General features: G+C 64.2%; 28 protein-coding genes and 1 pseudogene. 17 read left to right on the top strand and 12 right to left on the bottom strand.

The window, feature by feature from the left end; all coding sequences use genetic code 11:
• Nucleotides 1-62 precede the first annotated feature (62 nt).
• From IPF76_RS04495 to IPF76_RS04480, 4 genes and pseudogenes are all read left to right on the top strand, one after another.
• Entirely contained in the window at nucleotides 63-341 is a 279-nt protein-coding gene (locus IPF76_RS04495; RefSeq protein ID WP_293840201.1) for a DUF3572 family protein, read from the top strand.
• Nucleotides 338-828, top strand: a pseudogene (locus IPF76_RS04490) (HAD family hydrolase). Before IPF76_RS04495 ends, IPF76_RS04490 begins: the two are co-directional and overlap by 4 nt.
• A gap of 12 nt (nucleotides 829-840) precedes the next feature.
• A complete protein-coding gene (locus IPF76_RS04485) occupies nucleotides 841-1,305 on the top strand; it encodes a RidA family protein (protein ID WP_293840199.1) in 465 nt (154 codons plus the stop codon).
• Between the two features lie 8 nt (nucleotides 1,306-1,313).
• Nucleotides 1,314-2,462, top strand: a complete 1,149-nt coding sequence (locus IPF76_RS04480; protein ID WP_293840197.1) for a GNAT family N-acetyltransferase — start codon at nucleotides 1,314-1,316, stop codon at nucleotides 2,460-2,462.
• A gap of 104 nt (nucleotides 2,463-2,566) precedes the next feature.
• Here IPF76_RS04480 and IPF76_RS04475 read toward each other — a convergent pair whose 3' ends face one another.
• Both IPF76_RS04475 and panC read right to left on the bottom strand, forming a co-directional pair.
• Complete coding sequence (locus tag IPF76_RS04475) at nucleotides 2,567-2,881, bottom strand: hypothetical protein (RefSeq protein ID WP_293840194.1); 315 nt, start codon at nucleotides 2,879-2,881, stop codon at nucleotides 2,567-2,569.
• Between the two features lie 139 nt (nucleotides 2,882-3,020).
• Complete coding sequence (gene panC, locus IPF76_RS04470) at nucleotides 3,021-3,860, bottom strand: pantoate--beta-alanine ligase (protein ID WP_293840191.1); 840 nt, start codon at nucleotides 3,858-3,860, stop codon at nucleotides 3,021-3,023.
• 87 nt (nucleotides 3,861-3,947) lie between these two features.
• On the opposite strand from panC, the gene IPF76_RS04465 reads away from it, so the two are divergent.
• The 7 genes from IPF76_RS04465 (at nucleotide 3,948) to IPF76_RS04435 (ending at nucleotide 9,951) form a co-directional block, all read left to right on the top strand.
• Nucleotides 3,948-4,769, top strand: coding sequence for a division plane positioning ATPase MipZ (locus IPF76_RS04465; protein ID WP_293840188.1), 822 nt, complete (start codon nucleotides 3,948-3,950; stop codon nucleotides 4,767-4,769).
• A 26-nt stretch (nucleotides 4,770-4,795) separates the two neighbouring features.
• Entirely contained in the window at nucleotides 4,796-6,178 is a 1,383-nt protein-coding gene (pgmG, locus tag IPF76_RS04460) for a phosphoglucomutase/phosphomannomutase PgmG (protein WP_293840186.1), read from the top strand.
• Nucleotides 6,179-6,276: 98 nt separating this feature from the next.
• Complete coding sequence (lptB, locus tag IPF76_RS04455) at nucleotides 6,277-7,095, top strand: LPS export ABC transporter ATP-binding protein (RefSeq protein ID WP_293840184.1); 819 nt, start codon at nucleotides 6,277-6,279, stop codon at nucleotides 7,093-7,095.
• A 14-nt stretch (nucleotides 7,096-7,109) separates the two neighbouring features.
• Complete coding sequence (gene rpoN, locus IPF76_RS04450) at nucleotides 7,110-8,579, top strand: RNA polymerase factor sigma-54 (RefSeq protein ID WP_293840182.1); 1,470 nt, start codon at nucleotides 7,110-7,112, stop codon at nucleotides 8,577-8,579.
• A gap of 196 nt (nucleotides 8,580-8,775) precedes the next feature.
• Nucleotides 8,776-8,901 (top strand): type B 50S ribosomal protein L36, encoded by a 126-nt coding sequence (gene ykgO / locus IPF76_RS04445; protein ID WP_003046794.1) that lies wholly within the window; start codon nucleotides 8,776-8,778, stop codon nucleotides 8,899-8,901.
• Nucleotides 8,902-8,998: 97 nt separating this feature from the next.
• A complete protein-coding gene (locus IPF76_RS04440; RefSeq protein ID WP_293840180.1) occupies nucleotides 8,999-9,613 on the top strand; it encodes an HAD family phosphatase in 615 nt (204 codons plus the stop codon).
• Nucleotides 9,610-9,951, top strand: coding sequence for a hypothetical protein (locus IPF76_RS04435; RefSeq protein ID WP_293840177.1), 342 nt, complete (start codon nucleotides 9,610-9,612; stop codon nucleotides 9,949-9,951). Before IPF76_RS04440 ends, IPF76_RS04435 begins: the two co-directional genes overlap by 4 nt.
• 46 nt (nucleotides 9,952-9,997) lie before the next feature.
• Here IPF76_RS04435 and IPF76_RS04430 read toward each other — a convergent pair whose 3' ends face one another.
• A complete protein-coding gene (locus IPF76_RS04430; protein WP_293840175.1) occupies nucleotides 9,998-12,160 on the bottom strand; it encodes a S9 family peptidase in 2,163 nt (720 codons plus the stop codon).
• A 68-nt stretch (nucleotides 12,161-12,228) separates the two neighbouring features.
• Here IPF76_RS04430 and IPF76_RS04425 point away from each other — a divergent pair, with 68 nt between their 5' ends.
• The 5 genes from IPF76_RS04425 (at nucleotide 12,229) to IPF76_RS04405 (ending at nucleotide 16,859) form a co-directional block, all read left to right on the top strand.
• Entirely contained in the window at nucleotides 12,229-14,055 is a 1,827-nt protein-coding gene (locus tag IPF76_RS04425; RefSeq protein ID WP_293840173.1) for an aminopeptidase P family protein, read from the top strand.
• Nucleotides 14,056-14,062: 7 nt separating this feature from the next.
• A complete protein-coding gene (locus IPF76_RS04420; protein ID WP_293840171.1) occupies nucleotides 14,063-14,524 on the top strand; it encodes a thioesterase family protein in 462 nt (153 codons plus the stop codon).
• Between the two features lie 270 nt (nucleotides 14,525-14,794).
• Complete coding sequence (locus tag IPF76_RS04415; RefSeq protein WP_293840169.1) at nucleotides 14,795-15,256, top strand: hypothetical protein; 462 nt, start codon at nucleotides 14,795-14,797, stop codon at nucleotides 15,254-15,256.
• Nucleotides 15,257-15,260: 4 nt separating this feature from the next.
• Complete coding sequence (gene ribD / locus IPF76_RS04410; protein WP_293840166.1) at nucleotides 15,261-16,235, top strand: bifunctional diaminohydroxyphosphoribosylaminopyrimidine deaminase/5-amino-6-(5-phosphoribosylamino)uracil reductase RibD; 975 nt, start codon at nucleotides 15,261-15,263, stop codon at nucleotides 16,233-16,235.
• 9 nt (nucleotides 16,236-16,244) lie between these two features.
• Nucleotides 16,245-16,859: a riboflavin synthase gene (locus IPF76_RS04405; RefSeq protein ID WP_293840164.1), complete on the top strand. Its 615-nt coding sequence runs from the start codon at nucleotides 16,245-16,247 to the stop codon at nucleotides 16,857-16,859.
• A 12-nt stretch (nucleotides 16,860-16,871) separates the two neighbouring features.
• Here IPF76_RS04405 and IPF76_RS04400 read toward each other — a convergent pair whose 3' ends face one another.
• The 6 genes from IPF76_RS04400 to IPF76_RS04375 all read right to left on the bottom strand — a co-directional run bounded on the left by IPF76_RS04400 (nucleotide 16,872) and on the right by IPF76_RS04375 (nucleotide 21,811).
• Nucleotides 16,872-17,357: an MmcB family DNA repair protein gene (locus IPF76_RS04400; protein WP_293840162.1), complete on the bottom strand. Its 486-nt coding sequence runs from the start codon at nucleotides 17,355-17,357 to the stop codon at nucleotides 16,872-16,874.
• Nucleotides 17,358-17,484: 127 nt separating this feature from the next.
• Complete coding sequence (gene ssb / locus IPF76_RS04395; protein ID WP_293840160.1) at nucleotides 17,485-18,027, bottom strand: single-stranded DNA-binding protein; 543 nt, start codon at nucleotides 18,025-18,027, stop codon at nucleotides 17,485-17,487.
• 31 nt (nucleotides 18,028-18,058) lie between these two features.
• Entirely contained in the window at nucleotides 18,059-19,930 is a 1,872-nt protein-coding gene (locus IPF76_RS04390) for a ferrous iron transporter B (protein ID WP_293840158.1), read from the bottom strand.
• A complete protein-coding gene (locus IPF76_RS04385) occupies nucleotides 19,927-20,178 on the bottom strand; it encodes a FeoA family protein (RefSeq protein ID WP_293840155.1) in 252 nt (83 codons plus the stop codon). The genes IPF76_RS04390 and IPF76_RS04385 overlap by 4 nt, the downstream gene beginning before the upstream one ends.
• A gap of 50 nt (nucleotides 20,179-20,228) precedes the next feature.
• Nucleotides 20,229-20,894 (bottom strand): COQ9 family protein, encoded by a 666-nt coding sequence (locus IPF76_RS04380; RefSeq protein ID WP_293840153.1) that lies wholly within the window; start codon nucleotides 20,892-20,894, stop codon nucleotides 20,229-20,231.
• A gap of 5 nt (nucleotides 20,895-20,899) precedes the next feature.
• Complete coding sequence (locus IPF76_RS04375) at nucleotides 20,900-21,811, bottom strand: DMT family transporter (protein ID WP_293840151.1); 912 nt, start codon at nucleotides 21,809-21,811, stop codon at nucleotides 20,900-20,902.
• A 113-nt stretch (nucleotides 21,812-21,924) separates the two neighbouring features.
• Here IPF76_RS04375 and IPF76_RS04370 point away from each other — a divergent pair, with 113 nt between their 5' ends.
• Complete coding sequence (locus tag IPF76_RS04370; RefSeq protein WP_293840149.1) at nucleotides 21,925-23,010, top strand: alkene reductase; 1,086 nt, start codon at nucleotides 21,925-21,927, stop codon at nucleotides 23,008-23,010.
• A gap of 111 nt (nucleotides 23,011-23,121) precedes the next feature.
• On the opposite strand, the gene IPF76_RS04365 is transcribed toward IPF76_RS04370, so the two are convergent.
• From IPF76_RS04365 to ribB, 3 genes are read right to left on the bottom strand one after another with little or no spacing between them, the layout of a single operon-like run.
• Nucleotides 23,122-23,772: a hypothetical protein gene (locus IPF76_RS04365; RefSeq protein ID WP_293840147.1), complete on the bottom strand. Its 651-nt coding sequence runs from the start codon at nucleotides 23,770-23,772 to the stop codon at nucleotides 23,122-23,124.
• Nucleotides 23,765-24,190 (bottom strand): 6,7-dimethyl-8-ribityllumazine synthase, encoded by a 426-nt coding sequence (gene ribH / locus IPF76_RS04360; RefSeq protein ID WP_293840145.1) that lies wholly within the window; start codon nucleotides 24,188-24,190, stop codon nucleotides 23,765-23,767. The genes IPF76_RS04365 and ribH overlap by 8 nt, the downstream gene beginning before the upstream one ends.
• Complete coding sequence (gene ribB / locus IPF76_RS04355; RefSeq protein ID WP_293840143.1) at nucleotides 24,190-25,467, bottom strand: 3,4-dihydroxy-2-butanone-4-phosphate synthase; 1,278 nt, start codon at nucleotides 25,465-25,467, stop codon at nucleotides 24,190-24,192. Before ribB ends, ribH begins: the two co-directional genes overlap by 1 nt.
• Nucleotides 25,468-25,483: the final 16 nt, after the last annotated feature.

Here is a 25,483-nt window from a genome sequence, read left to right as displayed (position 1 = left end):
GCGGTTCGTTTAGGCGAATCGGCCGCATGACACAATTGCCTCCCTTTGAAGGGAAAAATGCCTTGCACGACGATGACGCAGCTTTGGCACTTCAGGCGCTCGGCTGGATAGTGAGCGAAGAACCGCGCGCCGAGCGGCTACTGGCGCTGACCGGACTGGCACCAGCGGAGCTGCGCGCCTCGCTGGGCGAACGCGCGACCTTGGCGGCGATCCTGTCATTTCTGACCGCGCATGAAAATGACCTTGTCGCCTGCGCCGATGCGTTGCAGGTGCCGCCGCCCACCCTCGCCGCCGCGGCAGCACGCCTCGAAGGCCAGGCATCCGAAGGAACACCCGCATGACCCGCCCGCTCGTCATCACTGATTGCGACGAGGTGCTGATGCACATGGTCGTCCCCTTTGCCGAATGGGTCGATGCGGAGCATGGCGTGCTTTTCCGCATCGAGGATGCCAGCTTTGCCGGAGCGCTGAAGCGAAAGGAATGCGGGACGCCGCTCGAGGCCGCCGAGGTCTGGCCGCTGCTTGACAGCTTCTTTCGGTCTGAAATGACCCGGCAATATCCTATTCCCGGTGCGCTCGCCGCGATGGCGGCGATTGCCGAGCAGGCGGATATCGTCGTCCTGACCAATAGGCGGGGCATCATCATTCGGTCGCGCAAGAGGCGCCCGACGTGTGGAGGCTTCATCTGGTCGGCGAACCTGCGATTGCCGACAAGATCGCCCCCGCCAAACATGCCCATGCGCGCATCGACGATTGGGCGGCGGCGCAGAACTGGATCTTGGCGCGGCTCGCCGAAAACGTCCCCGCTCCGGCCCCCGAACCCGTATAAGAAGGAACGACCATGGATATCACCGCAAAGCTCACCGAACTCGGGCTCGAACTGCCCAAGGCTGCCGCTCCGGTCGCCGCCTATGTCCCCGTCGTCGAGCATGGCGGGCTGCTCTATGTCAGCGGCCAGTTGCCGTTCCGCGACGGGCAGGTCGTGACCGGGCGCCTGGGCGACGACATGGACGTCGCGGGCGGCCAGGATGCGGCGCAGCGCGTCGCGCTGATGCTCGTCGCGCAGATCGGGCAGGCGCTGGGCGGCGATCTGTCGCGCGTCGAGCGCGTCATCAAGCTGGGCGTGTTCGTCAACAGTGCCCCCAGCTTCACCGATCAGGCGAAGGTCGCCAATGGCGCGTCGGAGCTGTTCGAAACCTTGTTCGGTGAGGCCGGCCGCCATGCGCGCGCCGCGGTCGGCGTCGCGGTGCTGCCGCTCGGCGCCGCGGTCGAGGCCGACGCGATCGTCGCGGTGAAGCCCGCGTAACAGCCATCATGGCCGAAGCCGACCCGCCGACAAGGACGATTGCGCTCGGCACAGGCGTCGCTGCGGTTGATGCCGCTGCGTGGGATGCGTTGCACGATGGTGGCAATCCGTTCGTAGGCCACGCCTTCCTGTCTCTGCTCGAGGAATCGGGCAGCGTCGGGCCGGGGACCGGCTGGCAGGCCGCCCCGTTGCTGGTCGAGGACGAGGCGGGGAAGTTGCTCGCCGCCGCCCCCGCCTATCTGAAATCGCATAGCCAGGGCGAATATGTGTTTGACCAGGGCTGGGCCGACGCGTGGACGCGCGCGGGCGGCGATTATTATCCCAAGCTCCAGATCGCGGCGCCCTTTACTCCGGTGCCGGGGCCTCGATTGCTGGCGCCGGACAGTGAAGACGCGCGGCTACTGATCCGCGCCGCCGAAGCGGTGGTGCGCCAGAACGGGCTGTCGTCGGCGCATGCGACCTTTGTCGCGCCCGATCAGATGCCGCTATTCGAAGGCGCAGGGTGGCTGGTGCGCCGCGACATTCAGTTCCATTTCGCCAACGCAGGCTATGCCAGCTTCGACGATTTTCTCGCCACCTTGACCTCGGCGAAGCGCAAACAGCTGCGCAAGGAGCGCGCGCGGGCGATCGAAGGGCTACGGATCGAGGAATTGACCGGCGACGCAATCGGGTCCGAACATTGGGACGCGATGTGGCTTTTCTATCAGAACACCGGCGCGCGCAAATGGGGTCAACCCTATCTCACCCGTGCGGCGTTCGACCTGATCGGCGAACGGATGGCGGAAAAGATCATCCTGCTGCTCGCTTTTGATGGCGAACAACCCGTGGCGGGGGCGTTGCACTTCCTTGGCGCGGACACGCTCTACGGGCGCTATTGGGGGTGCCTGATCGACATCCCCTATCTGCATTTTGAACTCTGCTATTACCGCGCAATCGACATTGCGATTGCGCGCAGGCTGGCGCGCGTCGAAGCAGGGGCGCAGGGTGGCCACAAGCTGGCGCGCGGTTACGGTCCGGTCGCAACCTGGTCGGCGCACTTCATCGCCGATGCGGGATTCCGCCGCGCGGTCGCCGATTTTCTGGAACAGGAACGCCGCGCCGAAGAGGCCGAGATGGACTGGCTGGAAGGGCATATGCCGTTTCGGCGGGCGGATTAGCCTTTCGCTATTTCGTCACGCCGGACTCGATCCGGCGGCCATGAATCATCGCTCGGATGGATGCCGGATCACGTCCGACATAACGAGAATAATATTGGTCAGGATTACGCCGCAAACCGCCGCGCCGCCGGCCGGCGTGCTGTTTCGTCGAGCCATGCGCGCGCCTGGCGCTGCGCTTCGGCGATTTCGTCGCGGCTCATTTCGTCGGACAGGTCGGCGCGGCATTGCTGGCCTTCCTTGTTGCCGCCGAGCGCGGCGAGGTTGAACCATTTATGCGCCTGGATCAGGTCGACATCGACCCCGCCGGTGCCGGTCGAAAAAGCGATCCCGAGATCGAAATAAGCGGTGGCATCGCCACGTGCCGCATCGAGCAAGCGGCTTTCGATCAGATATTGCGCGGACTTCAGACTGTTGGCCATAAAAACCCCCTGTGCTTCCCCCCACAGGAAGCTTCGGGATCCACCCTTGCGGCTTATGGTCAACAAAGCGTTAACGCATCGGGCAATTTCTTGTGGATATGCCGCTGAAACAGCGCAATTCAGCCGTTTCCGTTAGATATCAACCCACCGGATAATTGTCGATCAGCCGCGTTTTACCGAGCCGCGCGGCCGCCAGCAGCCGTGCCGGCGCGCGAAAAATGTCCAGCCTTTCCAAGCTGTCGGCGTCGGCGAGCGCGATATAATCGACGCTGTCGAACCCGCCGGCGACGATCGCCGCTTCGGCTTTGGCGAGCGTTTCGTACATTTCGCCGCCGTTCACCAGCGCAGCGACGGCGGTTTTGAGCGCGTTCGGAAAGGCGATGGCCGCGCTGCGCTGTTCGGGTGACAGATAGGCGTTGCGCGACGACAGCGCGAGGCCGTCGGTATCGCGCGCGATCGGCGCGCCCAAAATGTCGAGCCCAAAATCGAGATCGCGTGCCATGCGGCGGATGATCGCGAGCTGCTGCCAGTCCTTTTCGCCGAAGATCGCGATGTCGGGGCGGACCTGGTTGAACAATTTGGCGACGATGGTGGCGACCCCGTCGAAGTGACCGGGCCGCGCGGCGCCACAATAATCGGCGCCGAGTTCGGCGACCTCGATATGGGTGCTATGGCCCCCCGGATACATCATCCCGACATCGGGCGCCCAGAGCAGCCCCACGCCTTCCTCGACCAGCAACGCCGCGTCGCGCGCTTCGTCGCGCGGATAGGCGGCGAAATCTTCATTGGGGCCGAACTGGGTCGGGTTGACGAAGATTGAGACGATGACATGATCGGCAACGCGCCGCCCCATGCGGACGAGCGAAAGGTGGCCGTCGTGCAGGGCTCCCATCGTCGGGACCAGCGCGACGCTTTTGCCATCCTGCTTCAGCGCGGCGACGGCACGATGGAGTGTGGCGATGTCACGGATGATTTGCACGGCTGGCCTGCCTCCGATATTGGCGCGACACTATCACTTCGCGCGCTGGCCGCCCATGCCGCGCCAACAGGAAAATCGCAACGGCCCATGACGACAAACGCGACGAAGCCCGCCCCGCACCGTATTATCTTTGCCAATGAAAAGGGCGGAACCGGCAAATCGACCTGCGCCGTGCATTTTGCGGTTGCGCTGGCGAGCCAGGGTTGGCGCGTTGCCGGGCTCGATCTCGACCCGCGCCAGCGCACCTTTCACCGCTATCTTGAGAATCGGACGAACACCGCGAAGCGCCGCGATATCGATCTGCCGATGCCACGCTTCGAAGTGTTCGAGGGGACGACGGTCGAGGAACTTGACGCGCAGGTCGCGCGAATGACCCAGGATTGCGACTATTTCGTTGCCGACACCCCCGGGCGCGACGATGTCTTTGCGCGCCATCTGGCGATGACCGCCGACACGCTGGTCACCCCGATCAACGACAGCTTCATCGATTTCGACCTGATCGGACAGGTCGATCCCGAAACCTTTCAGGTCACCCGCCCCAGCTTTTATTCCGAACTGATCTGGGACACGCGCAAGGCAAGGGCCAAGACCGACGGGCGGACGATCGACTGGATCATCCTGCGCAACCGGCTCCAGCATGTCGATGCGCATAATATGCGGCGCGTCGGAGAAGCATTGAGCCAGCTGTCGCGCCGCGTCGGTTTTCGCGTCATTCCCGGACTCGGCGAGCGCGTCATCTATCGCGAACTGTTCCCGGCGGGCCTCACCCTCCTCGATAAGGCGCACCTGGGCGGCATGGGCATTGGCCATGTCGTTGCGCGGCAGGAATTGCGCGAAGCGATGGGCGGACTGAACCTTCCGGCGCGTGAACGGTTTCATCCCGACGGCGACCTCTTCGCTGCCGCCTGACGTTCCATCTCCCCAAAGGACCACCCATGACCCATGTCTTCCACCCGACGCTGCTGCGTGAATATGACATTCGCGGCGTCGTTGGCGACACGCTGTCGACCGCTGACGCCTATGCGATCGGGCGCAGTTTTGCGACGCTGGTCGCACGCGCCGGCGGCAAGCGCGTCGCGGTCGGCTATGACGGGCGCCTGTCGTCGCCGATGCTGTGCGATGCACTGATCGAAGGGATCAACGCCGCGGGTATCGACGCGCTCAATGTCGGGCTCGGCCCGACCCCGATGCTCTATTATGCTGCCTCAACCGAGGATGTGGACGGCGGCATCCAGATAACCGGCAGCCACAATCCCCCCGATTATAACGGCTTCAAATTTGTGATGCTGGGACGGCCTTTCTATGGCGCCGACATTCAGCGGATCGGCCAAATGGCTGCCGCGGGCGATTGGGAAGTTGGCGAAGGTGCCACGCAGAGCATCGACATCATCGACGCCTATGTCGACCGGTTGGTCGAGGGTTTCGCCGGCGGCGCCTATCGGGTCGGCTGGGACGCGGGTAATGGCGCGGCAGGAACCGTCATCGAAAAGCTGACTGCGAAGTTGCCAGGCGAGCATCATTTGCTGTTCACCGACATCGACGGCCATTTCCCGAACCATCATCCCGATCCCACCGAAGAGAAGAATCTGGCGGATCTGCGCCAGCTGGTCGCGGAGAAACGCCTCGATTTCGGCGTCGCTTTTGATGGGGATGGCGACAGGATCGGCGCGATCGATGGCGAAGGCCGCGTGATCTGGGGCGATCAGCTGTTGCAAATCTATGCCGCGGCGCTGCTGCAGGACCTGCCCGGTGCAACGATCATTGCCGATGTGAAAGCCAGCCAAGCACTGTTCGATCGCGTCACGGAGCTTGGCGGCCGGCCACTGATGTGGAAAACCGGCCATAGCCTGATCAAGGCGAAGATGAAGGAAACCGGTAGCCCGCTCGCGGGCGAGATGAGCGGTCATGTGTTTTTTGCCGACCGCTATTATGGCTATGACGACGCGCCCTATGCCGCGGTGCGGCTGATCGAGGCGGCGACGAAGCTGGGGCAGAGCGTCACCGAGCTGCGCGGAAATATGGCACCAATGGTGAACACCCCCGAGCTGCGCTTCCAGGTCGACGAGGTGCGCAAATTCGCCATTGTGGACGAAGTTCTGGAGCGGCTGACCGCCGCGGGGGCAGAGGTCGATCGCACCGACGGCGCTCGCGTGCTGACCGACGACGGTTGGTGGCTGCTCCGCGCGTCGAACACGCAGGATGTGCTGGTCGCGCGTGCCGAGGCAAAGGATGAGGCCGCATTGACGCGGCTGCTCGCCGCGATCGACGAACAGCTCGCCCTGTCGGGGATCGAACGCGGGCCGCAGGCGGGGCATTAAGTCACCCGTGGCACGCCCTGCAAAAATCTTGCCAGATTGACGTTGGCCGCGCTCCTCGGGTAACGCCCGCACATGTCTCCTCTGGAAGCGATGTGGAAATGACCGACGACGAAGCGACCCCGGCCACGATGACCGCCGACGCCGATTATGGCGTCGCCGAACACCGCGCCCACGCGCGCGACGATGCCGCCGCGGGCAACGGTCTGGCGGTCATTTCGATCGCCAAAAGCTATGACAAGCGCGTCGTGCTGTCGGACGTGTCGCTATCGGTCGGCAAGGGCGAGGTCGTCGGCCTGCTCGGCCCGAACGGCGCAGGCAAGACCACCTGCTTCTATTCGATCATGGGGCTGGTCAAGCCAGACGCGGGGCGCATCATGCTCGACGGATCGGATATCACCGCGCTGCCGATGTACCGTCGCGCGATTTTGGGACTCGGCTATCTGCCGCAGGAAACCTCGATCTTTCGCGGCATGACGGTCGAGCAGAATATCGCCGCGGTGCTCGAACTCGCCGAACCCGATAAGGTGTCGCGCGAACGGCGGCTCGAGGAATTGCTCAACGAATTCGGCCTCACCAAGCTGCGCGACGCGGCGGCGATGGCGCTGTCTGGCGGCGAACGGCGGCGCGCCGAAATCGCCCGCGCGCTCGCCGCCAATCCGTCGATCATGCTGCTCGACGAACCTTTTGCCGGGATCGATCCCTTGTCGATCAGCGATATTCGCGACCTCGTCGTCGATCTGAAGACGCGCGGCATCGGGGTGCTGATCACCGACCATAATGTCCGAGAGACGCTAGACCTCGTCGACCGCGCCTGCATCATTTACGACGGCAAGGTGTTGCTCGCGGGTTCGCCCGAAGAGCTGGTCGCCGACCCCGAAGTGCGCCGCCTCTACCTCGGCGAAGGCTTTTCCCTGTGAGGTCATAACGATCCATGGCGTTGGGTCCGCGTCTCGATCTCCGCCAGTCGCAATCGCTGGTGATGACGCCGCAGCTGCAGCAAGCGATCAAGCTGCTGGCGCTGTCGAACCTTGAACTCGAAACCTATCTGGCCGAGGCGCTCGAGGGTAATCCGCTGCTTGATACGGCGTCGGCCGATAGCGACGGCAGCGCAAGCGACGCCAATGACAGTCCAGGGGACGACGCGCCCGTAACCGAGGCGGCAGCGCTCGACGCCGATCAGGCGCTGGCATCGGATAGCGGCACCGCCAACGACCTCGACGTCGATCTGAGCGCCGACAGCTTTCATCACGACAGCGTCAGCGACAGCGTTGGCCTGTCGGGCAGCGACAGCGAAGGTATCGATTTCGACAGCTTCGCGGGCGAGGACGAGACGCTGCACGGCCATCTGCTGGCGCAGGTCGGCGAGCGGTTCAGCGGGCTGGAAGCGATGATCGCCGAGCAGCTTGTCGCGCTGATCGACGAGACCGGCTATCTGCGCGCCGATCTGACCGAGGTCGCGCAGCGGCTCGGCGTGCCACTCGCGCTCGTCGAGAATGTGCTCGCGGGCGTCCAATGTTTCGACCCGTCGGGGGTGGCTGGGCGCGACCTCGCCGAATGTATCGCGATCCAGGCGCGCGAGGCTGATCGTTACGACCCGGCGATGGCGTGCATGATCGCGCATCTCGACCTCGTCGCCAAGGGCGCCTTTCCGCAATTGAAGCGCATCTGCGGGGTCGATGACGAGGATCTGGCCGACATGATCCGCGAATTGCGCAACTATGACCCCAAACCCGGGTTGAAATTCGGCGGCGATCTGTCGCAGGCAGTTGTCCCCGACCTGTTCATCCGCCAGACCGCCAAGGGCTGGGCGGTCGAGATCAACAGCCGCACCCTGCCGCGGCTGCTCGTCAATCGCCGCTATTATACCGAGCTGGCGACGGGGGCGGCGGCGAAGAGCAAGGCGTGGCTGTCCGAGCAGCTGGCGAGCGCCAACTGGCTGGTCCGCGCGCTTGACCAGCGGCAGCGCACGATCGTCAAGGTCGCGAGCGCGATCGTCAAGCAGCAGGAGGGCTTTTTCCTCCATGGCGTCGCGCACATGCGCCCGCTGACGCTGCGTCAGGTCGCCGAAGAAATCGGCATGCACGAATCGACCGTCAGCCGGGTTACGAGCAACAAATATCTCAGCTGTTCGCGCGGACTGTTCGAACTCAAATATTTCTTTTCGAGCGGCATTTCGGCGACCGACGGCGACGGTGCGGTGTCGTCCGAATCGATCAAGAGCCGGATCAAGGCGATGATCGAGGCCGAGGATGCCAAGGCGATCCTGTCCGACGAGACGATCGCGCAGAAATTGTCGGCCGAAGGGCACGACATCGCGCGCCGCACGGTGGTGAAGTATCGCGAGGCGATGGGGTTTGGATCGTCGGTGCAAAGGCGGCGGCAAAAGGCGCTGGCGGGGTAGCTCGCCTTCCCGATCTCGTTGGTGTCTTGCGCAGTCGAGACACCCCTCACCTGTGCGCAACCGATCGGCATCTCGACTTCGCTCGATGCGAACGGGAAAAAGGGGGATTTTGTGCCGGGGAACGGTTGACTTTTTACCCCTGTCCCCATAGTTGCGCCGCTTCGCGTCACAACGCCAAGATTTACGGACAAGAACCATGAAGATTCGCAACAGCCTGAAGTCGCTGAAGGACCGCCACCGCGATAACCGCGTCATTCGCCGTCGTGGCCGCACCTATGTGATCAACAAGACCAACCGCCGCTTCAAGGCGCGCCAGGGCTGATGCCCCAGCGCGGGGCAATATTGCCCCGTTTGCTTTTGCTGAACAGCGTTACGCCGTCGGATGTTTCCGGCGGCGCTTTCGCGTGTCTGGCGCTTATATGATTCGCCAAAGCGTGATCTTCGACGTCGGCCGCGTCCTGTTCGACTGGGACCTGCGCTATCTCTTCGCAAAGCTGATCGTCGACCGTGACGAACTCGAATGGTTCGTCGCCAATGTCGTGACGCCGCAGTGGCATTTCCAGCACGATGCGGGCCGCCCGCTAGCCGACATGTTGCCCGAGCGGAAAGCCGAATTTCCAGACCATGCCGCGTTGATCGACGCCTATGCGACGCGGTTCAATGAAACAATCCCGGCGCCGATGCCAGGCAGCCTTGAGCTGGTCGAACGCCTCGACGCCGCGGGCGTGGCGCTGTTCGCGATCACGAATTTCGGCCATGAATTCTGGGAAGGCTTCCGTCCCACCCAGCCAATCTTTGACCGCTTTCACGACATCATCGTCTCCGGCACCGAAAAGCTGATGAAGCCCGATCCCGCGATCTACCGCCTCGCGCTCGATCGCTTCGGCATCGACCCCGCCGGTGCGCTGTTCGTCGATGATGTGGCGGCGAATGTTGCGGGCGCCGAATCGGTCGGAATTGCGGGCCATCGGTTCAGCGATGCAGCGACGCTAGAAAGCGATTTGATGGCGCGCGGCTATCTGGGGGACCGATGAGCAGGGCCGATCGGCTTGAACGTCTCGATACGCGTCGTGTCGAGCTGGAAGCCGGATATCGGGACGTTCTGCTCGATGCGCTGCGCCAGACGGCGGCCGGGTCATGGGGGCTGTTCGGACACACGCAGGACCGTGCGATGCGCGCCAAATGGTCGCCCGTCGTGACCGATTTGTGCGACCGGGGCGAAGAAATCGACCAGCTGCGCGACCAGCTCGGCCTCGCGCCCTTTGCGTTGCACAGTGATTTCGAGGCGTCGCGCGGATCGGTGGCATCGAACGCGCCGGGCGAGCCCAAGCAGGCCAAGGCGTGGCTGAAGCGACTGGGCGAGGACGTCTAGACCGACCCGGGCGGCCCAAGCTTCATTCAATGCCGAAAGCCGGGGGCTATTTCTCCACCCCCAGCTGCGTCAGCACGAAGGCGAACTCCTCGGCGTCTTCGCGCAAGGCGCCCCAGCGGCCCGACTTGCCTGCATGACCTGCACCCATGTTGGTGCGCAGCAGCAGCGTCGCGTCGTTGGTGCGTGTCGCGCGCAGCTTCGCGACCCATTTGGCGGGCTCCCAATAGGTCACACGCGGGTCGTTGAGCCCCGCCGACACCAGCATCGGCGGATAGGCTTTGGCGGTAACATTATCGTAGGGGCTGTAGCTCAGCATGAAGTCGAACGCGGCCTTGTCGGTGATTGGATTGCCCCATTCGGGCCATTCGCCGGGGGTGAGTGGCAGCGTTTCGTCGACCATCGTGTTGATGATGTCGACGAAGGGTACGCCTGCAAGCACGGCGCCCCACAATTCGGGTGCCTCGTTATACACGACCCCCATCACCTGTCCGCCGGCCGAGCGGCCCTCGATCGAAATCTTGCCCGCGCTAGTATAATTCGCTGCGATCAGGCCTTTGGCCACGTCGATGAAATCATTGAAGGTATTTCGACGTTCGGTCGTCTTGCCCGCAAGATACCAGGCCCGCCCCAGATCGTCGCCACCGCGGACATGCGCGATGGCATAGATCATCCCGCGGTCCACAAGGCTCAGGCGCGTCGTCGAGAAGCCCGGCGGGACGCGGTAACCATATGAGCCATAGACATAGAGATGCATTGGCGCGCTGCCGTCGCGCGGGGTGCCTTTTTTGTAGACGAGTGACACCGGGACCTGAGTTCCGTCGCGCGATGGCATGTTTACCAATTCGGTTATGTAATCATCATGATTATAACCGGATGGAATTTCCTGCACCTTCAGCGTTTCGAGCTTCTTGTTCGTGACGTCGAAATCGAACACCGTGTCGGGGGTGACCATCGACTCATAGTCGAGCCGCAGCTTGTCCTGATGATATTCGGGATTGTCGCCCAATCCCGCGACATAGGTCGCCTCGGGAAATTTGATGCGGCCGGGGGTCAGCGGCGTGTCATATAGGCGGATATCGACCTGATCGACCCCCTGCTCGCGCGATTCGAGGACGAAATAGTCGCGGAAGATTGCGAGCCCGGTGATGTAGCTTTCGTCCGACCCGGCGATCAGTGTTTTCCATTCGCCGGGCTTGGCCAAGCTGGCGGTGGCGACGCGGAAGTTCGCATGTTCATCGTTGGTATAGACGTACAGCGTGCCCTCGCGCTCATCGACGCTATATTCGCGGCCCTTCTGACGCGCCGACACGAGCAAAGGTTTTGCCTCGGGATTGTCGGCGGGGAGCAGATATACCTCGCTTGTTTCGTTATCGCCCGTGGCGATGACGATATAATTGTCCGCCGCGGTCTTGCCGATGCCGACGCCGAAACCGATGTCGGCCTCCTTGTAGAGCAGTTTGTCGGTGCTCAGCGGGGTGCCGAGCTTGTGCAGCCGGACATTGTCGGTGCGCCAGTTTTCGTTCGCGAGACCATAGAGCAAAGCGTCGCTGTTTGCCGTCCACACCAGCGACGACAAGGTGCCGGGGATGACATCGGGCAGCGCTTTGCCGCTCGTCAGATCAGTGAAGCGGACTTCAAACCGTTCGGAGCCATTGTCGTCGACCGCATAGGCCATCAGCTTGCCGTTCGGGCTGATCGACACGTCGGACAGGCGGAAATAGTCCTTGTCCTTGGCCATCGCGACCTCGTCGAGGATCAGGACCGCTTCGCCGCCTGCGACGGGCTTGCGGTACCATTTCTTATACTCGGCGCCCTCTTCATATTCGACCCAGTAAATCCAGCCGCCGTCCTTTTGTGGCACGCTCGAATCGGCTTCCTTGATGCGGCCCTTCATCTCCTGAAACAAGGTTTCGACCAGCTCTGCATGCGGCTTCATTGCCGCATCGAAATAGGCGTTCTCGGCCTTCACATAGTTGAGCACATCCTTGTCATCGATCGTCGGATAGCTTTCGTCCTTCAGCCAATGATAGGGATCGGAGAGCGTTTTGCCGTGCAAGACCGTCTCATGCGGGCGCTTGGCGGCGACCGGGGCGGCGGGCAGGGCAGGAGTCTGGCTGGTCAATGCGGGGTCTTTCTGTTGGGCGAGCAGGGGCGGTGATGCGACAAGCGGGGTGGCAATTGCCGCCAGAACCATCCAAATAGCGCGCATCGATAAATACCCTGTGGTGGCGCCCGATAGGGGCGGGATCGCCGCGATTTAGAAACAAGGAACGTCCCATGTCCAGCGCCATCCATGCAGAACGTCTCGCCCGCGTCCGAGCCGAACTGGCCGCGCGCGGCCTCGACGGCTTTGTCGTGCCGATCAGTGACGAACATATGAGCGAATATGTCGGCGACTATGCGCAGCGGATGGCGTGGCTGACCGGATTTGGCGGTTCGGCAGGGACGGCGGCGGTGTTGCCCGAAAAAGCCGCGGTGTTCATTGACGGGCGTTACACGGTGCAGGTGCGCGACCAGGTCGACGGGTCGTTGTTCGACTATGTCGGCGTGCCGCAGTCGAGCGTTGCCGAATGGCTGGGGACAAACGTGAGCGCTGGGCAGAGGATCGGCTTCGACCCCTGGCTGCACGGTATCGACTGGGCGCGGGGTCTCGGCAATGCGCTGAAGGCCAAGGGCGCAATGCTGGTGGCGGTCGATGCGAACCCGCTCGACGCGGCGTGGGACGACCAGCCGGCGCCGAGCGCGGCGCCGGTCGCGGTCCATGATGTGGCGCTCGCGGGGCAGAGCGCCGTCGACAAGCGCGAAGTGATCGCTGACTGGCTGAAAGCGAACGGCCTCGACACCACTGTCATGACCGCACTCGATTCGATCGCCTGGACCTTCAATATTCGCGGGACAGACGTCAGCCACACCCCGGTCGGGCTGGCCTTTGCGTTGCTTCATGCTGACGCCACCGCCGACCTTTTCATCGCGCCTGAAAAAGTCACCGACGCGGTGCGCGCGCATCTTGGCAACAGCGTTCGTATCCATGATCGCGATGCGTTCGAGGCCGCGCTCGCCGACCTCAAGGACAGTAAGGTCGCGGTCGATCCCGACCGCGCCGTCGCCGCGATCTTTACTGCGCTCGAAGCGGCAGGGGCCAAGATCGAACGCCACCGCGACCCGGCGGTGCTGCCCAAGGCGATCAAGAACGCCACCGAGCTCGACGGCACACGTGCGGCGCACGTCCGCGACGGCGTCGCAGTTGCGCGCTTCCTGCTGTGGATGGAGGAGGTCGCGCCGCAGGGCGGGCTCGACGAACTTAGCGCGGCGGCGAAGCTACGCGAATTCCGCGATGAAAATGGCGCACTCGTCGATCTGAGCTTCGACACCATATCGGCCGCAGGTCCGAACGGCGCGCTGCCGCATTACAAGGTCGACGCGACGACCAACCGCGCGATCGAGACCGGCACGCTATATCTGGTCGATTCGGGCGGGCAGTACGCCGACGGCACCACCGACATCACGCGCACGATCGCGATCGGCGCGCCGACCACCGAAATGCGACGCCGCTTTACGCAGGTGCTCAAGGGGCATATCGCGCTCGCCACCGCGCGCTTTCCCAAGGGCACGCGTGGCAGCCAGCTCGACATCCTCGCGCGCCAATATCTGTGGGCTGACGGGGTCGATTATGCGCATGGTACCGGCCACGGCGTCGGCACCTATCTGGCGGTGCACGAAGGACCGCAGCGCATCGCCAAGCCGGCAGGCGGGCAGGCGGGGACCGAGGAGCCGCTGCACGCCGGCATGATCCTCTCTAACGAGCCGGGCTATTACAAGGCCGGCGCGTTCGGCATCCGCATCGAAAATCTGGTCATCGTCGTGCCGGTCCGTATCGATGGCGCCGAAGAGGATATGCTGGGGTTCGAGACGATTACCTTCGCCCCGATCGCGCAAAATCTGGTCGAGACCGCGCTGCTGTCGCCGGCTGAGGCTGACTGGCTCGACACCTATCATGCTGCAGTGCTCCAAAAGCTCGCCCCGGGGATGAGTGACGGTGATCGCGCCTGGCTCGAAGCCGCGTGCGCGCCGCTCGACCGCACCCCCGCCGCGCTCGCGGCCTGACGCGGCGATGGACCGCAGCAACTGGGATGTGCCGCTGGACGATTTTTGCGTCCATGAGACGGTGCGTGTGCGCTTCAACGAGATCGACGGGCAGAACATCGTCTTCAACGGCAATTATCTGGTTTATGCCGATATCGGGGTGACCGAATATTTCCGCGCGCTCGGCGAAGGCCAGCCCGGTCCCTATTTTCACCAATATGGTACCGACATTCGCGAGACGCGGTGCGAAATTGAATATCATGCTCCGGCGCGGCTCGACGAACTGATTACCATCGCGGCGCGGGTGAGCCGTTTCGAGCGGACGAGTTTCACCGTCCATTGCGCGATCTTTCGCGAAGCCGAGCGGCTGACCGATATCGCAATCAGCTATGCGCATATCGACCTGGATAGCGGCGGCACGACGCCGCTGCCGGGGAGTTTTATCGCCGAAGTGCGCCGATTCGAAAAGCGGACACCGCTGCAAGAGTGAGTCGCGAATCACCGGGCGACCGTGAAAAACCCCGATCTCTCAACTAAAAAGGTCGAAAAAAAAGGGCCACCCGAGGGTGGCCCATGAAAGTTTTGGGAGAGGATGCCTAAAAGGCATGCTCATATTGCAGCGCACAAAAAATTGTGCAACTGCGAAATAAGCATCTGCTATTGCATTTTTTGCAATCGTCGACGGCTTCAACGATCATTTGGCGCAATCCTCCACCCCCTCGCAAATTGTCGCGACATCGCCTAAATTGCAGTCATGGGAATGTTCAACAACGTCGATGTCGGGGGCGGCCTGTCCGATTTCTGGGCTTATGTCCGCGAACCGCGCCCGCACCGCTGGGCGAGCTGGGGCGTCGCGATCGTGATGCCGATCGTCATTCTTTATGGCTTTTCCGAACATCTGATTCGCTCCGAAGAGCCTAAGGTCCAGATCATCTATTTCGAAAACTGGTCGGCAAACCGCAGCGATGCCCAGATCCGCGCCGAATGGGTCGCGCGCGCCAAGGAAACCACACGCGCCAACGCCGAAAAGCGCGCCGAATATCAGCGGCTCGCCGACATGATGGGGGTCGAATATGATTCGGCCGAGGCCGACAAGGTGACGCGCGAGACGCTGGGCGACGAAGCGGCGGCGGCGGCGAAACTGAAAAAGCCGGTGGCCGTCCAGCGCTCGACGCTCGCGGAGCGCGCGGCGCGCGGACCGCAATCGCAAGCCGCCGACTGACCGCATGCAGCGCCCGCCCGCTGATGCCGATTGGATGGCGGTCGCCATCGCACTATCGCGGCGCGGTCGGCCGCTTTCGGCGCCCAATCCCAATGTGGGTTGCCTGATCGTCAAGGACGGCCGAGTGGTTGGGCGCGGATGGACCCAGCCGCGCGGCCGCCCGCATGCCGAGGCGATGGCGCTCGCCGGGGCGGGCGAGGCGGCGCACGGTGCTGCCGCCTATGTCAGCCTTGAACCTTGCGCGCATGCCAGTCCGCGTGGCCCCTGCTGCGCCGATGCGCTGATCGCCGCGGGTATCGCGCGCATTGCGATCGCCGCGCAGGATCCCGACCCGCGCACCGACGGCGAGGGCATCGCAAGATTGCGGGCGGCGGGGATCGAGGTCGTCACGGGCGTGCTGGCGGCAGAAGCGAGCACCGCAATGGCGCCCTGGTGGACGCGGCAGCTTGCCGGACGTCCGTTCGTCACACTTAAGCTGGCGACGTCACTCGACGGGTGCATCGCGATGGGCGACGGGTCGAGCCGCTGGATCACCGGCGCCCACGCGCGCGCCCACGGGCATCTCGAACGCGCGAACCATCAGGCAATCCTCGTGGGGCGCGGTACGTTGGTGGCTGACGATCCCAGCCTTGATGTGCGGTTGGCGGGGCTGGAGGATCGCAGCCCGACGAAACTGCTGCTGACTTCGGGCAAAGCGCCTGACGGCTGGACTGCCATTGCTTCGCCCGAATCGATCGACGATGTCGATTCGGTGCTGGTCGAGGGCGGCGCCGGGGCCGCGTCGGCGTTCCTCGCCACCGATCGCGTCGACCGGCTGTTGCTTTATCGGGCCCCGATCCTGATTGGCGGCGGCAGACCCGCGCTCGGCGACATCGGGCTGACCGACCTATCGCAGGCGCATGGTCGTTGGCGCCTGACCGACAGCCGCCTGCTTGGCAGCGATCGACTCGACGTTTACGAGCGGGTCAGAGAAGGATAAGCGCTCCCCATGTTCACCGGCATCATCACCGACATCGGTACCGTTCGTTCGCGCGAGGATCGCGGCGATACGCGCCTGATTATCGGCACCAGCTATGACACTGGCACCGTCGATCTGGGGGCGTCGATCGCCTGTTCGGGGGCGTGCCTGACCGTGGTCGACAAGGGGCAGGACGCCGATGGCGAGTGGTTCGCGATTGACGCGAGCGCCGAAACCATCGCCTGCACCGCCCCGGGGATGTGGGATGAGGGGCGCCGCTTGAACCTCGAACGCGCGCTCAAGGTCGGCGACGAGCTGGGCGGGCATATCGTCACCGGTCATGTCGACGCGGTGGGGGCGATCGTGTCGGCGATCCCGGTCGGCGACAGCGTAACGGTCACGGTCGCGGCGCCCGCTGCGCTCGCCCCGCATATCGCGCCGAAGGGATCGATCACCGTCGATGGTGTGTCGCTGACGGTCAACGAAGTGACCGACCAGCCCGACGGCAGCGCGCATTTCACCCTGAACATCATTCCGCACACGCAGGCGATGACGACGCTCGACGAAGCCGCAGCGGGGCGATCGGTGAATCTTGAGATCGACATTCTGGCGCGCTATCTGGCGCGGATGCAGGCGCGCGGATAAGCTGCGAGCCCTTTATAATCCCTCGGCCCATCCCGCCGCCAGCTCAGGATCCGCCGCGACCATCGAACGCCGCATCGCGATCCGCCCGACTCGCAACAGTTCCGCCTTGCGCCGCGCCGGGGCGAGGTTGCAGTTCGCCGCCTCGCGCACCACCGCGGCGCCATAGCGGTCGGCGATGATCAGTCCTGAGGTTTCGGGGCGATACCCCTCGGTGTCGAGGATCGCGGGGTCGAGCCCCGACGCCAGCGCCCAGTAGAAACGGTCGCACCAGTCGCAATAGTCGGGCCATTTGCCGTCGCCGTGCAGGTCGGCGCGACTGACCTTGATCTCGACGATGGTGATGTTGCCTTTGGCGTCGATCGCCGTGAGGTCGGTGCGCCGTCCGTTGGGCAACGGCACTTCGGGAATCGCGACCAGCCCCGCCTGCGCGAACAGGCGGCACACCCCGCGCGCGACATCCGCGGCGGTGATGGCGGGTTCAAGACTCAAGCCTGACATCGCGGTTTCCGCATCCCCTTATTCCGCTCGCCCTGAGCTTGTCGAAGTGCCGTCCTCGCTTCCGACCCGGCAGAGAAAAGAACAGTGGTTCGACAAGTTCAGCACGAACGGGGCTGGGTTTCGGCCCTCAAAATGGAACGTCGTCGTCCAGATCGTCGTCGAAGGGCGGACGCCCGCCACCGCTGCCACCGCCCGACGAACCACCGGCGCTGCCGCCGCCCTGGTTCCAGCCGCCGCCCGAGCCACCGCCCGCACCGCCACCGCTGCCCCAGCTGTCCTCGCCACCGCCCGCGCGCGAACCACCGCCGCCGCCACCCGGCGCGCCGTCGAGCATGGTCAACGTGCCGCCCATGCCCGCGATCACCACTTCGGTGGTATATTTGTCGTTGCCGTCGCGGTCTTGCCATTTGCGGGTGCGCAGGCTGCCCTCAATATAGACCTTCGACCCTTTTTTCAGATAGCGCTCGACCACCCCGACCAGCCCTTCGCCGTTGATGACGACATTATGCCACTCGGTGCGTTCCTTGCGCTCGCCGGTCATCCGGTCCTTCCATTGTTCGGAGGTCGCGATGCGGATGTTGGCGATCTTGCCGCCGTTCTGAAAGGATTTGATTTCGGGATCGGCGCCGAGGTTGCCGATCAATATTACCTTGTTGACGCTGCCAGCCATGCCGCTCCGCTCCGCTTGAATGTTGGAAGGATCAGCCTAGTCCAAAGGCAACGGCTGTCCAGTATGTGATGCCTGCCGCGGCATAGGCGAGCGCGAACAAATAGCCAACCATGAACAGCGGCCATTTCCACCCATTGGTCTCGCGCTTGGTGATCGCGATCGTCGAAATGCACTGCGGCGCGAATACGAACCAGGCGAGGAAGGCGAGTGCGGTGGCAATGCTCCAGCGGCCCTGCAAGCGTTCGCTCAGCGATTGCGCCATCGCCTCTTCATCGTCCCCCGCTTCGATCGCGTTGGCGGTCGCGAGCGCCGAGACCGCGACTTCGCGCGCCGCCATCGCCGGGATCAGCGCGAGCGCAATGTCGTGATTGAACCCGATCGGCGCGACGACGACTTCCAGGCCGCTCGCGATACGCCCCGCGACGCTGTAGTCGACCTGGCTCTCGGCGCTGCCGGTCGGCACTTTGGGATAGCTCAGTAACAGCCACAGGGCGATGGTGGTGACAAAAATGATCGTCCCGGCGCGGCGCAGGAAGATCCACGTGCGTTGCCAAAGCGCGATCGCGACGTCACGCAGCCGCGGCCATTGGTAGCGCGGCATTTCCATCATGAAGCCCGCGGCATTGCCTTTCGCCACCGTGCGGCGCAGCACCAGCGCGACGACCAGCGCCCCGACGATGCCCGACAGATAGAGGCCGAACAGCACCAGCCCCTGCAGCCCGACCGGCGAGCCGCCGACGGTGGTGTTCGGGATGAAGGCGCCGATGATCAGCGTATAAACGGGCAGCCGCGCCGAACAGGTCATCAGCGGCGCGATCAGGATCGTCGTCAGCCGATCCTTCGCATCCGGAATCGCGCGTGTCGCCATGATCCCGGGGACCGCGCAGGCGAAGCTCGATAGCAGAGGGATGAAACCGCGGCCCGACAGTCCGACCTTCGCCATGACCCCGTCCATCAGGAACGCGGCGCGGGTCATATAGCCCGATGCTTCGAGCAGCAGAATGAAGAGGAACAGGATCAGAATCTGCGGCAGGAAAACGATCACCGACCCGACCCCGCCGAGGATGCCCTCAATGATCAGCCCACGCAGGAAGCCGTCGGGCAGCGCGGCATCGACCGCGCCCTGCAAGGCGGCGATGCCGCCCTCGATCCAGCCGATCGGCGCTTCGGACCAGGCATAGACGCCCTGAAACATCACGAACATCAGCCCGAGCAGGATCAGAAAGCCGAGGGCGGGATGGAGCAGCACGGCATCGACGCGCTGAGTCCAGCGGCGCACGGGGGCTTCGGACAGGGTCGCGGCGCGGGCGATTGCGCGCGCGCGCTGGTGCAGCGCGACGTCGGAGGGAGGCGGGGCGGACTGCGCCGTGGCTTGCGTCTGGTGTGACAGGATCGCGCCGTCGACCGCGGCGAGCAGGTCGGTCAGCCCGCGCTTGCGGACGGCAACCGTCGGCACGACCGGCACGCCCAGCTCGCGTGACACAATTGCCGGGTCGAGCGTCAGCCCGTCGCGTTCGGCCAGGTCGAGCATGTTGAGCGCGACCACCGTCGGCAGCCCGAGCGCGATCAGTTCGAGCGCAAAACACAGATGATTGTCAAGGTTGGCGGCGTCGACGACGACAATCAGTGCATCGGGGCGGCGCTCGCCTGCCTGCTGGCCCAGCACGACATCGCGCGTCACCGCCTCGTCGGGGCTGGCGGGGGTCAGGCTGTAACTGCCGGGCAGGTCGACCAGCGACATCGGCCGCCCGTCGGCGAAGCTGGCGTGGCCCGCCTTGCGTTCCACGGTGACGCCCGGATAATTGGCGATCTTTTGCCGCGCGCCGGTCAGCGCGTTGAACAGGCTCGATTTGCCGGCGTTGGGATTGCCGACCAGCGCAATCATCGGAATAGCAGCGGTCATGGCGCGGTCGGCGCCACTTCGATCATCGCCGCCTGGCGCGCGCGAATGATCACCTGCATCCGCCCGATCGCCAGCGCCAGCGGATCGCGCGAAAACAGGCTGCCGCGGTGCAACGGGGTGACTTCGATCCCCTCCATCAAGCCGAACTCGCGCAGCCGCCGCCCTTCATCGTGCGACATCTGATCCCAATCAATACGGGAGATACGGACGGCTACGCCAAGCTTAGCGGAATCGAGCTTTGGGTTCATTTGCTAGCGATTATCAATAACAGGGCGACGACGCCAGCCCCTTGGTTGATCTAACGTCCCGGATAGCGCAGCCGACCGACAAAGCGGGCGAGGCTGGGACGTTCGATGCTGCGCGAAGCGCGGCCATATTTCCAGCTTTCGAAGCGCATGACCTGATCGATCCGGCGCGCCAGAAAGGCGCGGGTGTCGGCGCAATCGTCGCTCTCGTCGTTCAGCAATACCGCCATCGTCGACGCGTAGACGGCGCCAAGGATCGCGCGCTTGCTGTAATGATTGTAATCGGTCGCGGTGTCGCCCGCGAGCCGCCACATCACATCGGCGCTGCGCCAGCCGAGTTTGGCCGCAAACGGCATATTGGTCGGCAGCGCCAGCAGCGCGAGCGCGCGGCGCAGCGATTCGCGGTCGGGCGCGAGCAGATCGATGCGTGTTTCGACGAGGGTGGTAATGCGTTCGCGGATTTTGAACGCCGCCAGCTTTTCGGCTGGCCATTTCGATGCCATGCGATCGTCGATGTCGGCGAACCAGGCATCGACCATATCGCGCCCACCACCGGGAAATGCGAGGCGGGCGACATCGGGATCGACCGCGGCCCGGCGCGCGGCATCGGCGAGCGCCGCGCCGCCGAAGCCGTCGAACGCGGCGGACGACGCGATCAGCGGCGCGAGTGCAGCGCGGATTTCGTCGAGGGTTGGGTCGGCAGGAAGGATTGAGGCCATGGATTTCAGATAGGCGCCGCGCGGCGGCTCGGCAACCGTATCAATACCAGCGCGGCGCCAACCAGCATGCCGCCGAAAATATCGAGCGGACCGAGCATCTCGCCAAACGACAACCATCCGGCGAGCGCGGAGACCGCGGGCTGGACGAGCAGGGTCAGCCCGATGACCAGCGGCGAGAAGCGCGGCAGCGACCAGATCATCAGCCCTTGCCCGACGAGCTGGCTGGTCAGCGCGAGCAGGATCAGCGGGGTCCAGTCGTGCGGCATGATCGCCTCGCCCAGCCCGAGCGCGGTAGCCAGCAGGATGGGGACGCAGACGACCGACGAAATAGCGAGTGCGGTCCAGGGTTCGAGCGTCCCGCGCACCCGCTGCATCAACAGGACATAGGCTGTATAGAGCACGCCCGCGAACAGGCTGAGCAGGTCGCCGACCAGATAAGCGGGCGATAGCTCGTAACTTTGCCCCATGAGCAGCGCCGACCCAGCGAAGGCGAGGAGGATCGCCACCGCCTGCCACCCGCGCGGCAGGCGGCGTGCCAACAAAATGCTCCAGATGACGAGTAACAGGCTGGCGCAATTGCCGAACAGCGTCGCATTGGCGACCTTCGTCTGCAGGATACCGATATGCCAGGCGACCAGATCGAGTGCGAAGAAGAAGCCCGCCGTACTGGCCACGACAATGGCGTTTTTCGGCGGCAACCGCCCACCGCTCTCGCGCCACGCCAGCGCCAGCAGGAAGGGCAGCGCGATCGCCATGCGCCAGAATGCCGACGCGGTCGGTCCGGTATCGGCGAGGCGGACAAGCAGCGCGCCGATCGACAGCGCGATATTGCCCGCGAGCAGCGCCAGAAACGCCCAGCGCCCGACTGTCAGCGACGCGCCGTCTTTCTCGTCGAGGCTTTCGATCTTGGCTGTCATTTAGATTTTCTTTTGATACTGACCATTGTGCAGGCCCCGCGGCGACCATAGCTTTGCGGGCCATAGCGGCGCCCCGATCGGTCGTCGCGCGGAATTTGGAACGTGGAGGATTTATGGCTGTATCGCTTTTCGACCCGATCAAGCTGGGCGCCATCGCGGCGCCGAACCGCATCATCATGGCGCCGCTGACCCGCGGCCGCGCCGGTCCCGGCTTTGTCCCGACCGAGCTTGCGGTCGAATATTATCGCCAGCGCGCGTCGTCAGGTCTGATCATTTCGGAAGCGATCGGGATTTCGCAGGAAGGTTTTGGCTGGCCGTTGGCCCCGGGCCTGTGGACCGACGCACAGGTCGAAGGCTGGAAGCCGGTGACCGACGCCGTCCACAAAGCGGGCGGCCGCATCGTCGCGCAGCTGTGGCACATGGGCCGCCTGGTCCATTCGGTGTTCAACGATGGCAAACTGCCGGTGTCGGCCTCGGCGACGCAAGGCGAGGGCCGGGCGCACACCCCCGTCGGCCGCCGCGACCTTGAGGTCGCGCGCCCGCTCGAATTGGCCGAGATTCCGCGGCTGATCGCCGATTACGCCAAAGCCGCCGAGAACGCCAAGCGTGCGGGCTTCGACGGGGTCCAGCTCCACGGCGCCAATGGCTATCTGATCGACCAGTTCCTGCGCGACAACAGCAATTTTCGCGATGATGATTATGGGGGCCCGGTCAAAAACCGTATCCGCCTGTTGCGCGAAGTCACCGAAGCATTGATCGGCGTCTGGGGCGCCGACCGCGTCTCGGTCCGCCTGTCGCCCAATGGCAATTCGCAGGGTGTCGATGACAGCAATCCCGAACCCTTGTTCACCGCTGCGGCCGCGGCGCTCGATACGCTCGGTATCGGCTTCCTCGAACTGCGCGAACCCGGTCCCGACGGCACTTTTGGCAACACCGAAGTGCCCAAACAGTCACCCGCAATCCGCAAGGTGTTCAAAGGCCCGCTGATCCTCAACAGCGACTATGACGTCGCGAAGGCCGAAGCCGCGCTGGCGAGCGGCGTGGCGGACGCGATCGCCTTTGGCCGCCCCTATATCAGCAACCCTGATCTGGTCGAACGCATCCGGAGCGGCGCCCCATGGTCCGCCGACAATCCGCAGACCTGGTATTCGCCGGGCGCTGAAGGCTACATCGACTATCCCGCGCTGGTGAACGCGTAAACATTCGTCATTGCAAGGAAGCGAAGCACTCCAGAGCGGTTTAAGTCACTCTGGAGTGCCGCGTCGCCTTCGGCTCCTCGCAATGACGGAAACTGGTTGGTGGAAGTCGGGCTAACCCTGTTCCGCTATCGCCTTGTCGACGATCCCGGCGCCGAGCGGGCCGAGGATGTTGCTGCCGAAACGGAACAGCAGGAAGGCGCCGACGAACAGCAGCAAAGGCTGGATGAACAGCACGACGATCGCTGCCATCACCATAATGACGAACAGCGTCAAAAAACCTCCGCTTAGCGTCTGCTGACCCTTCGCACTCAGTTCGATGGTTCGCGGACCTTTGGCGTCCCACCATTTACCGGTGACAATCGTTTTGCGGCTGCCGCTTTGCGGGGCCGGGCGGCTCGGGATGCGGGCGGGCGTGTTGGCCTTCAGCGCAGGCCGATCGCCCGGTGCTGGCGACCAAGGTCGCTTGCCGCGCTCGGCCGCCGCGGTGACAGCGCGCGGCTTGGCGGAGACGGGGGTTGGTGCTTGGGGATGGTTCGGCGCCGGACGGGCACTTAGCCCCGATTCGGCGCGGGCCGCGGCCGACAGGTCGGGCGCACTGGCGCGTCGTTCGGAGCGAACCGGTTCGATGCCCAAATTACGATCATGAATTTCCATGCGCTCGGCGGCGCTCAGCGGGGTCTGGCCGGTTTCCTTGTCGATAACCACCAGCCGTCCGCCGCGCTCGACGACGGAAAAACGGCTGGGGGGCGGGCGATCAACCAATGCCGAATTGTTCCTTCAGGGCCAGCATGGCGAGCGCGGCCTTTGCCGCTTCGCCGCCCTTATCCTTGCGCGTCTTGTCGGCGCGCGCAAGCGCCTGTTCGTCATTCTCGACCGTGAGGATGCCATTTCCGATCGCCAAGCCGTCCAGCGTCAGCGCCATGATGCCGCGCGCGCTCTCGTTCGACACGACTTCGAAATGATAGGTCTCGCCGCGAATCACAACGCCGAGCGCGACATAGGCGTCGTAGCGGCCGGTATCGGCGGCGAGCGAAATCGCCGCGGGAACTTCGAGCGCGCCGGGGACGGTCACCGTTTCATGGCTGTGGCCCCCGGCGTCGAGCGCGCTGCGCACGCCGTCGAGCAGCATGTCGTTGAGCTCTGAATAAAAACGGGCTTCGACAATGAGTATATGCGCCATTATGCGGCCTCCCCCGGGATCGAGCGTTCGCCTACGACCGACAGGCCATAGCCCTCCAACCCGACAAGATTATTGTGCGACGGCGTCAACAATTCCATTTCGTGGACGCCCAGGTCGGCCAGAATCTGGGCGCCGATGCCATAGGTGCGCAGGTCCATGCCGCCGGTCGGCGGCGGAATCTCTTCGGCTGCGGCTGATCCGGGCAATGGCCGCATCAACATGACGATGACGCCCGACCCGGCTTCGCCCACCGCCTCCATCGAGCGTTGCAGGCGGCGCTTCTTCGGCCCCGGGCGCCCCATGATGTCGTCAAAGATCGACACTGGATGCATGCGGACCAGCGTCACCCCGGCGGGATCGACCGCGCCCTTTTGCAACACCAGATTGACGCTGCCGTCGATCTTGTTGCGATAGGATTTCAGCCGCCAGTCGCCGCCATAATCCGATTCGAATGGATCGTCGGAAACGCATTCGATCAGCCGGTCGTTGCGGTGGCGATAGGCGATCAGGTCGGCGATCGTCCCGATCTTCAGCCCGTGGCGCCGCGCAAACGGGACCAGGTCGTCGAGCCGCGCCATCGACCCGTCGTCGTTCATGATCTCGCAGATCACCCCCGACGGGTTGAGCCCGGCGAGGCGCGCGATGTCGACCGACGCCTCGGTATGCCCGGCGCGCACCAGCACGCCGCCGTCGCGCGCGATCAGCGGGAAGACATGGCCGGGGGTGACGATGTCGTCGCGGCCCTTGGATGCGTCAATTGCCACTGAAACGGTACGGGCGCGGTCGGCGGCGGAAATGCCGGTGGTCACCCCCTCGCGCGCCTCGACCGAAGTGGTGAAGGCGGTTTCGTGGCGGGTGCCGTTCTGTCGGCTCATCAGCTCCAGCCCGAGCTGATCGACGCGCGCCTTGGTCAGCGTCAGGCAGATCAGCCCGCGGCCATGCGTCGCCATAAAATTGACCGCATCGGGGGTCGCCATCTGCGCCGGAATGACCAGATCGCCCTCATTTTCGCGGTCCTCGTCGTCGACCAGGATGAACATCCGACCGTTGCGCGCCTCGGCAATAATCTCTTCGGGGGTTGCCATCGGCGACAGATCGCTGCCGTGCGCAAGCCAGTTTTCCAGCTTTCGCAAGGTTTCTGCGGTGGGGTTCCAGCCGGGCGAATCGAGGTCACGCAGGCTGTTCGCGTGCAGACCCGAGGCGCGCGCGAGGCCCGAGCGCGACATGGATCCGTCGTCGACGATAGCGCGGATGCGCTCGATGAGTTGTGTGGACATGCAAGCAATGTTTCAC

Origin of the sequence: Sphingopyxis sp. (assembly GCF_016704835.1) — a bacterium.
Classification (GTDB): domain Bacteria; phylum Pseudomonadota; class Alphaproteobacteria; order Sphingomonadales; family Sphingomonadaceae; genus Sphingopyxis.
Note: the sequence above shows the minus strand (reverse complement) of the source record. Positions and strands in the feature narration are given on the sequence as shown.

What these genes read in the sequence shown, in the direction of transcription:
- IPF76_RS04485 (WP_293840199.1), top strand. Translation starts at nt 841, where the DNA reads ATGGATATCACCGCAAAGCTCACCGAACTCGGGCTCGAACTGCCCAAG.
- IPF76_RS04480 (WP_293840197.1), top strand. Translation starts at nt 1,314, where the DNA reads ATGGCCGAAGCCGACCCGCCGACAAGGACGATTGCGCTCGGCACAGGC.
- IPF76_RS04475 (WP_293840194.1), bottom strand. Translation starts at nt 2,881, where the DNA reads ATGGCCAACAGTCTGAAGTCCGCGCAATATCTGATCGAAAGCCGCTTG.
- IPF76_RS04465 (WP_293840188.1), top strand. Translation starts at nt 3,948, where the DNA reads ATGACGACAAACGCGACGAAGCCCGCCCCGCACCGTATTATCTTTGCC.
- pgmG (WP_293840186.1), top strand. Translation starts at nt 4,796, where the DNA reads ATGACCCATGTCTTCCACCCGACGCTGCTGCGTGAATATGACATTCGC.
- lptB (WP_293840184.1), top strand. Translation starts at nt 6,277, where the DNA reads ATGACCGACGACGAAGCGACCCCGGCCACGATGACCGCCGACGCCGAT.
- rpoN (WP_293840182.1), top strand. Translation starts at nt 7,110, where the DNA reads ATGGCGTTGGGTCCGCGTCTCGATCTCCGCCAGTCGCAATCGCTGGTG.
- ykgO (WP_003046794.1), top strand. Translation starts at nt 8,776, where the DNA reads ATGAAGATTCGCAACAGCCTGAAGTCGCTGAAGGACCGCCACCGCGAT.
- IPF76_RS04440 (WP_293840180.1), top strand. Translation starts at nt 8,999, where the DNA reads ATGATTCGCCAAAGCGTGATCTTCGACGTCGGCCGCGTCCTGTTCGAC.
- IPF76_RS04435 (WP_293840177.1), top strand. Translation starts at nt 9,610, where the DNA reads ATGAGCAGGGCCGATCGGCTTGAACGTCTCGATACGCGTCGTGTCGAG.
- IPF76_RS04430 (WP_293840175.1), bottom strand. Translation starts at nt 12,160, where the DNA reads ATGCGCGCTATTTGGATGGTTCTGGCGGCAATTGCCACCCCGCTTGTC.
- IPF76_RS04425 (WP_293840173.1), top strand. Translation starts at nt 12,229, where the DNA reads ATGTCCAGCGCCATCCATGCAGAACGTCTCGCCCGCGTCCGAGCCGAA.
- IPF76_RS04420 (WP_293840171.1), top strand. Translation starts at nt 14,063, where the DNA reads ATGGACCGCAGCAACTGGGATGTGCCGCTGGACGATTTTTGCGTCCAT.
- IPF76_RS04415 (WP_293840169.1), top strand. Translation starts at nt 14,795, where the DNA reads ATGTTCAACAACGTCGATGTCGGGGGCGGCCTGTCCGATTTCTGGGCT.
- ribD (WP_293840166.1), top strand. Translation starts at nt 15,261, where the DNA reads ATGCAGCGCCCGCCCGCTGATGCCGATTGGATGGCGGTCGCCATCGCA.
- IPF76_RS04405 (WP_293840164.1), top strand. Translation starts at nt 16,245, where the DNA reads ATGTTCACCGGCATCATCACCGACATCGGTACCGTTCGTTCGCGCGAG.
- IPF76_RS04400 (WP_293840162.1), bottom strand. Translation starts at nt 17,357, where the DNA reads ATGTCAGGCTTGAGTCTTGAACCCGCCATCACCGCCGCGGATGTCGCG.
- ssb (WP_293840160.1), bottom strand. Translation starts at nt 18,027, where the DNA reads ATGGCTGGCAGCGTCAACAAGGTAATATTGATCGGCAACCTCGGCGCC.
- IPF76_RS04390 (WP_293840158.1), bottom strand. Translation starts at nt 19,930, where the DNA reads ATGACCGCTGCTATTCCGATGATTGCGCTGGTCGGCAATCCCAACGCC.
- IPF76_RS04385 (WP_293840155.1), bottom strand. Translation starts at nt 20,178, where the DNA reads ATGAACCCAAAGCTCGATTCCGCTAAGCTTGGCGTAGCCGTCCGTATC.
- IPF76_RS04380 (WP_293840153.1), bottom strand. Translation starts at nt 20,894, where the DNA reads ATGGCCTCAATCCTTCCTGCCGACCCAACCCTCGACGAAATCCGCGCT.
- IPF76_RS04375 (WP_293840151.1), bottom strand. Translation starts at nt 21,811, where the DNA reads ATGACAGCCAAGATCGAAAGCCTCGACGAGAAAGACGGCGCGTCGCTG.
- IPF76_RS04370 (WP_293840149.1), top strand. Translation starts at nt 21,925, where the DNA reads ATGGCTGTATCGCTTTTCGACCCGATCAAGCTGGGCGCCATCGCGGCG.
- ribH (WP_293840145.1), bottom strand. Translation starts at nt 24,190, where the DNA reads ATGGCGCATATACTCATTGTCGAAGCCCGTTTTTATTCAGAGCTCAAC.
- ribB (WP_293840143.1), bottom strand. Translation starts at nt 25,467, where the DNA reads ATGTCCACACAACTCATCGAGCGCATCCGCGCTATCGTCGACGACGGA.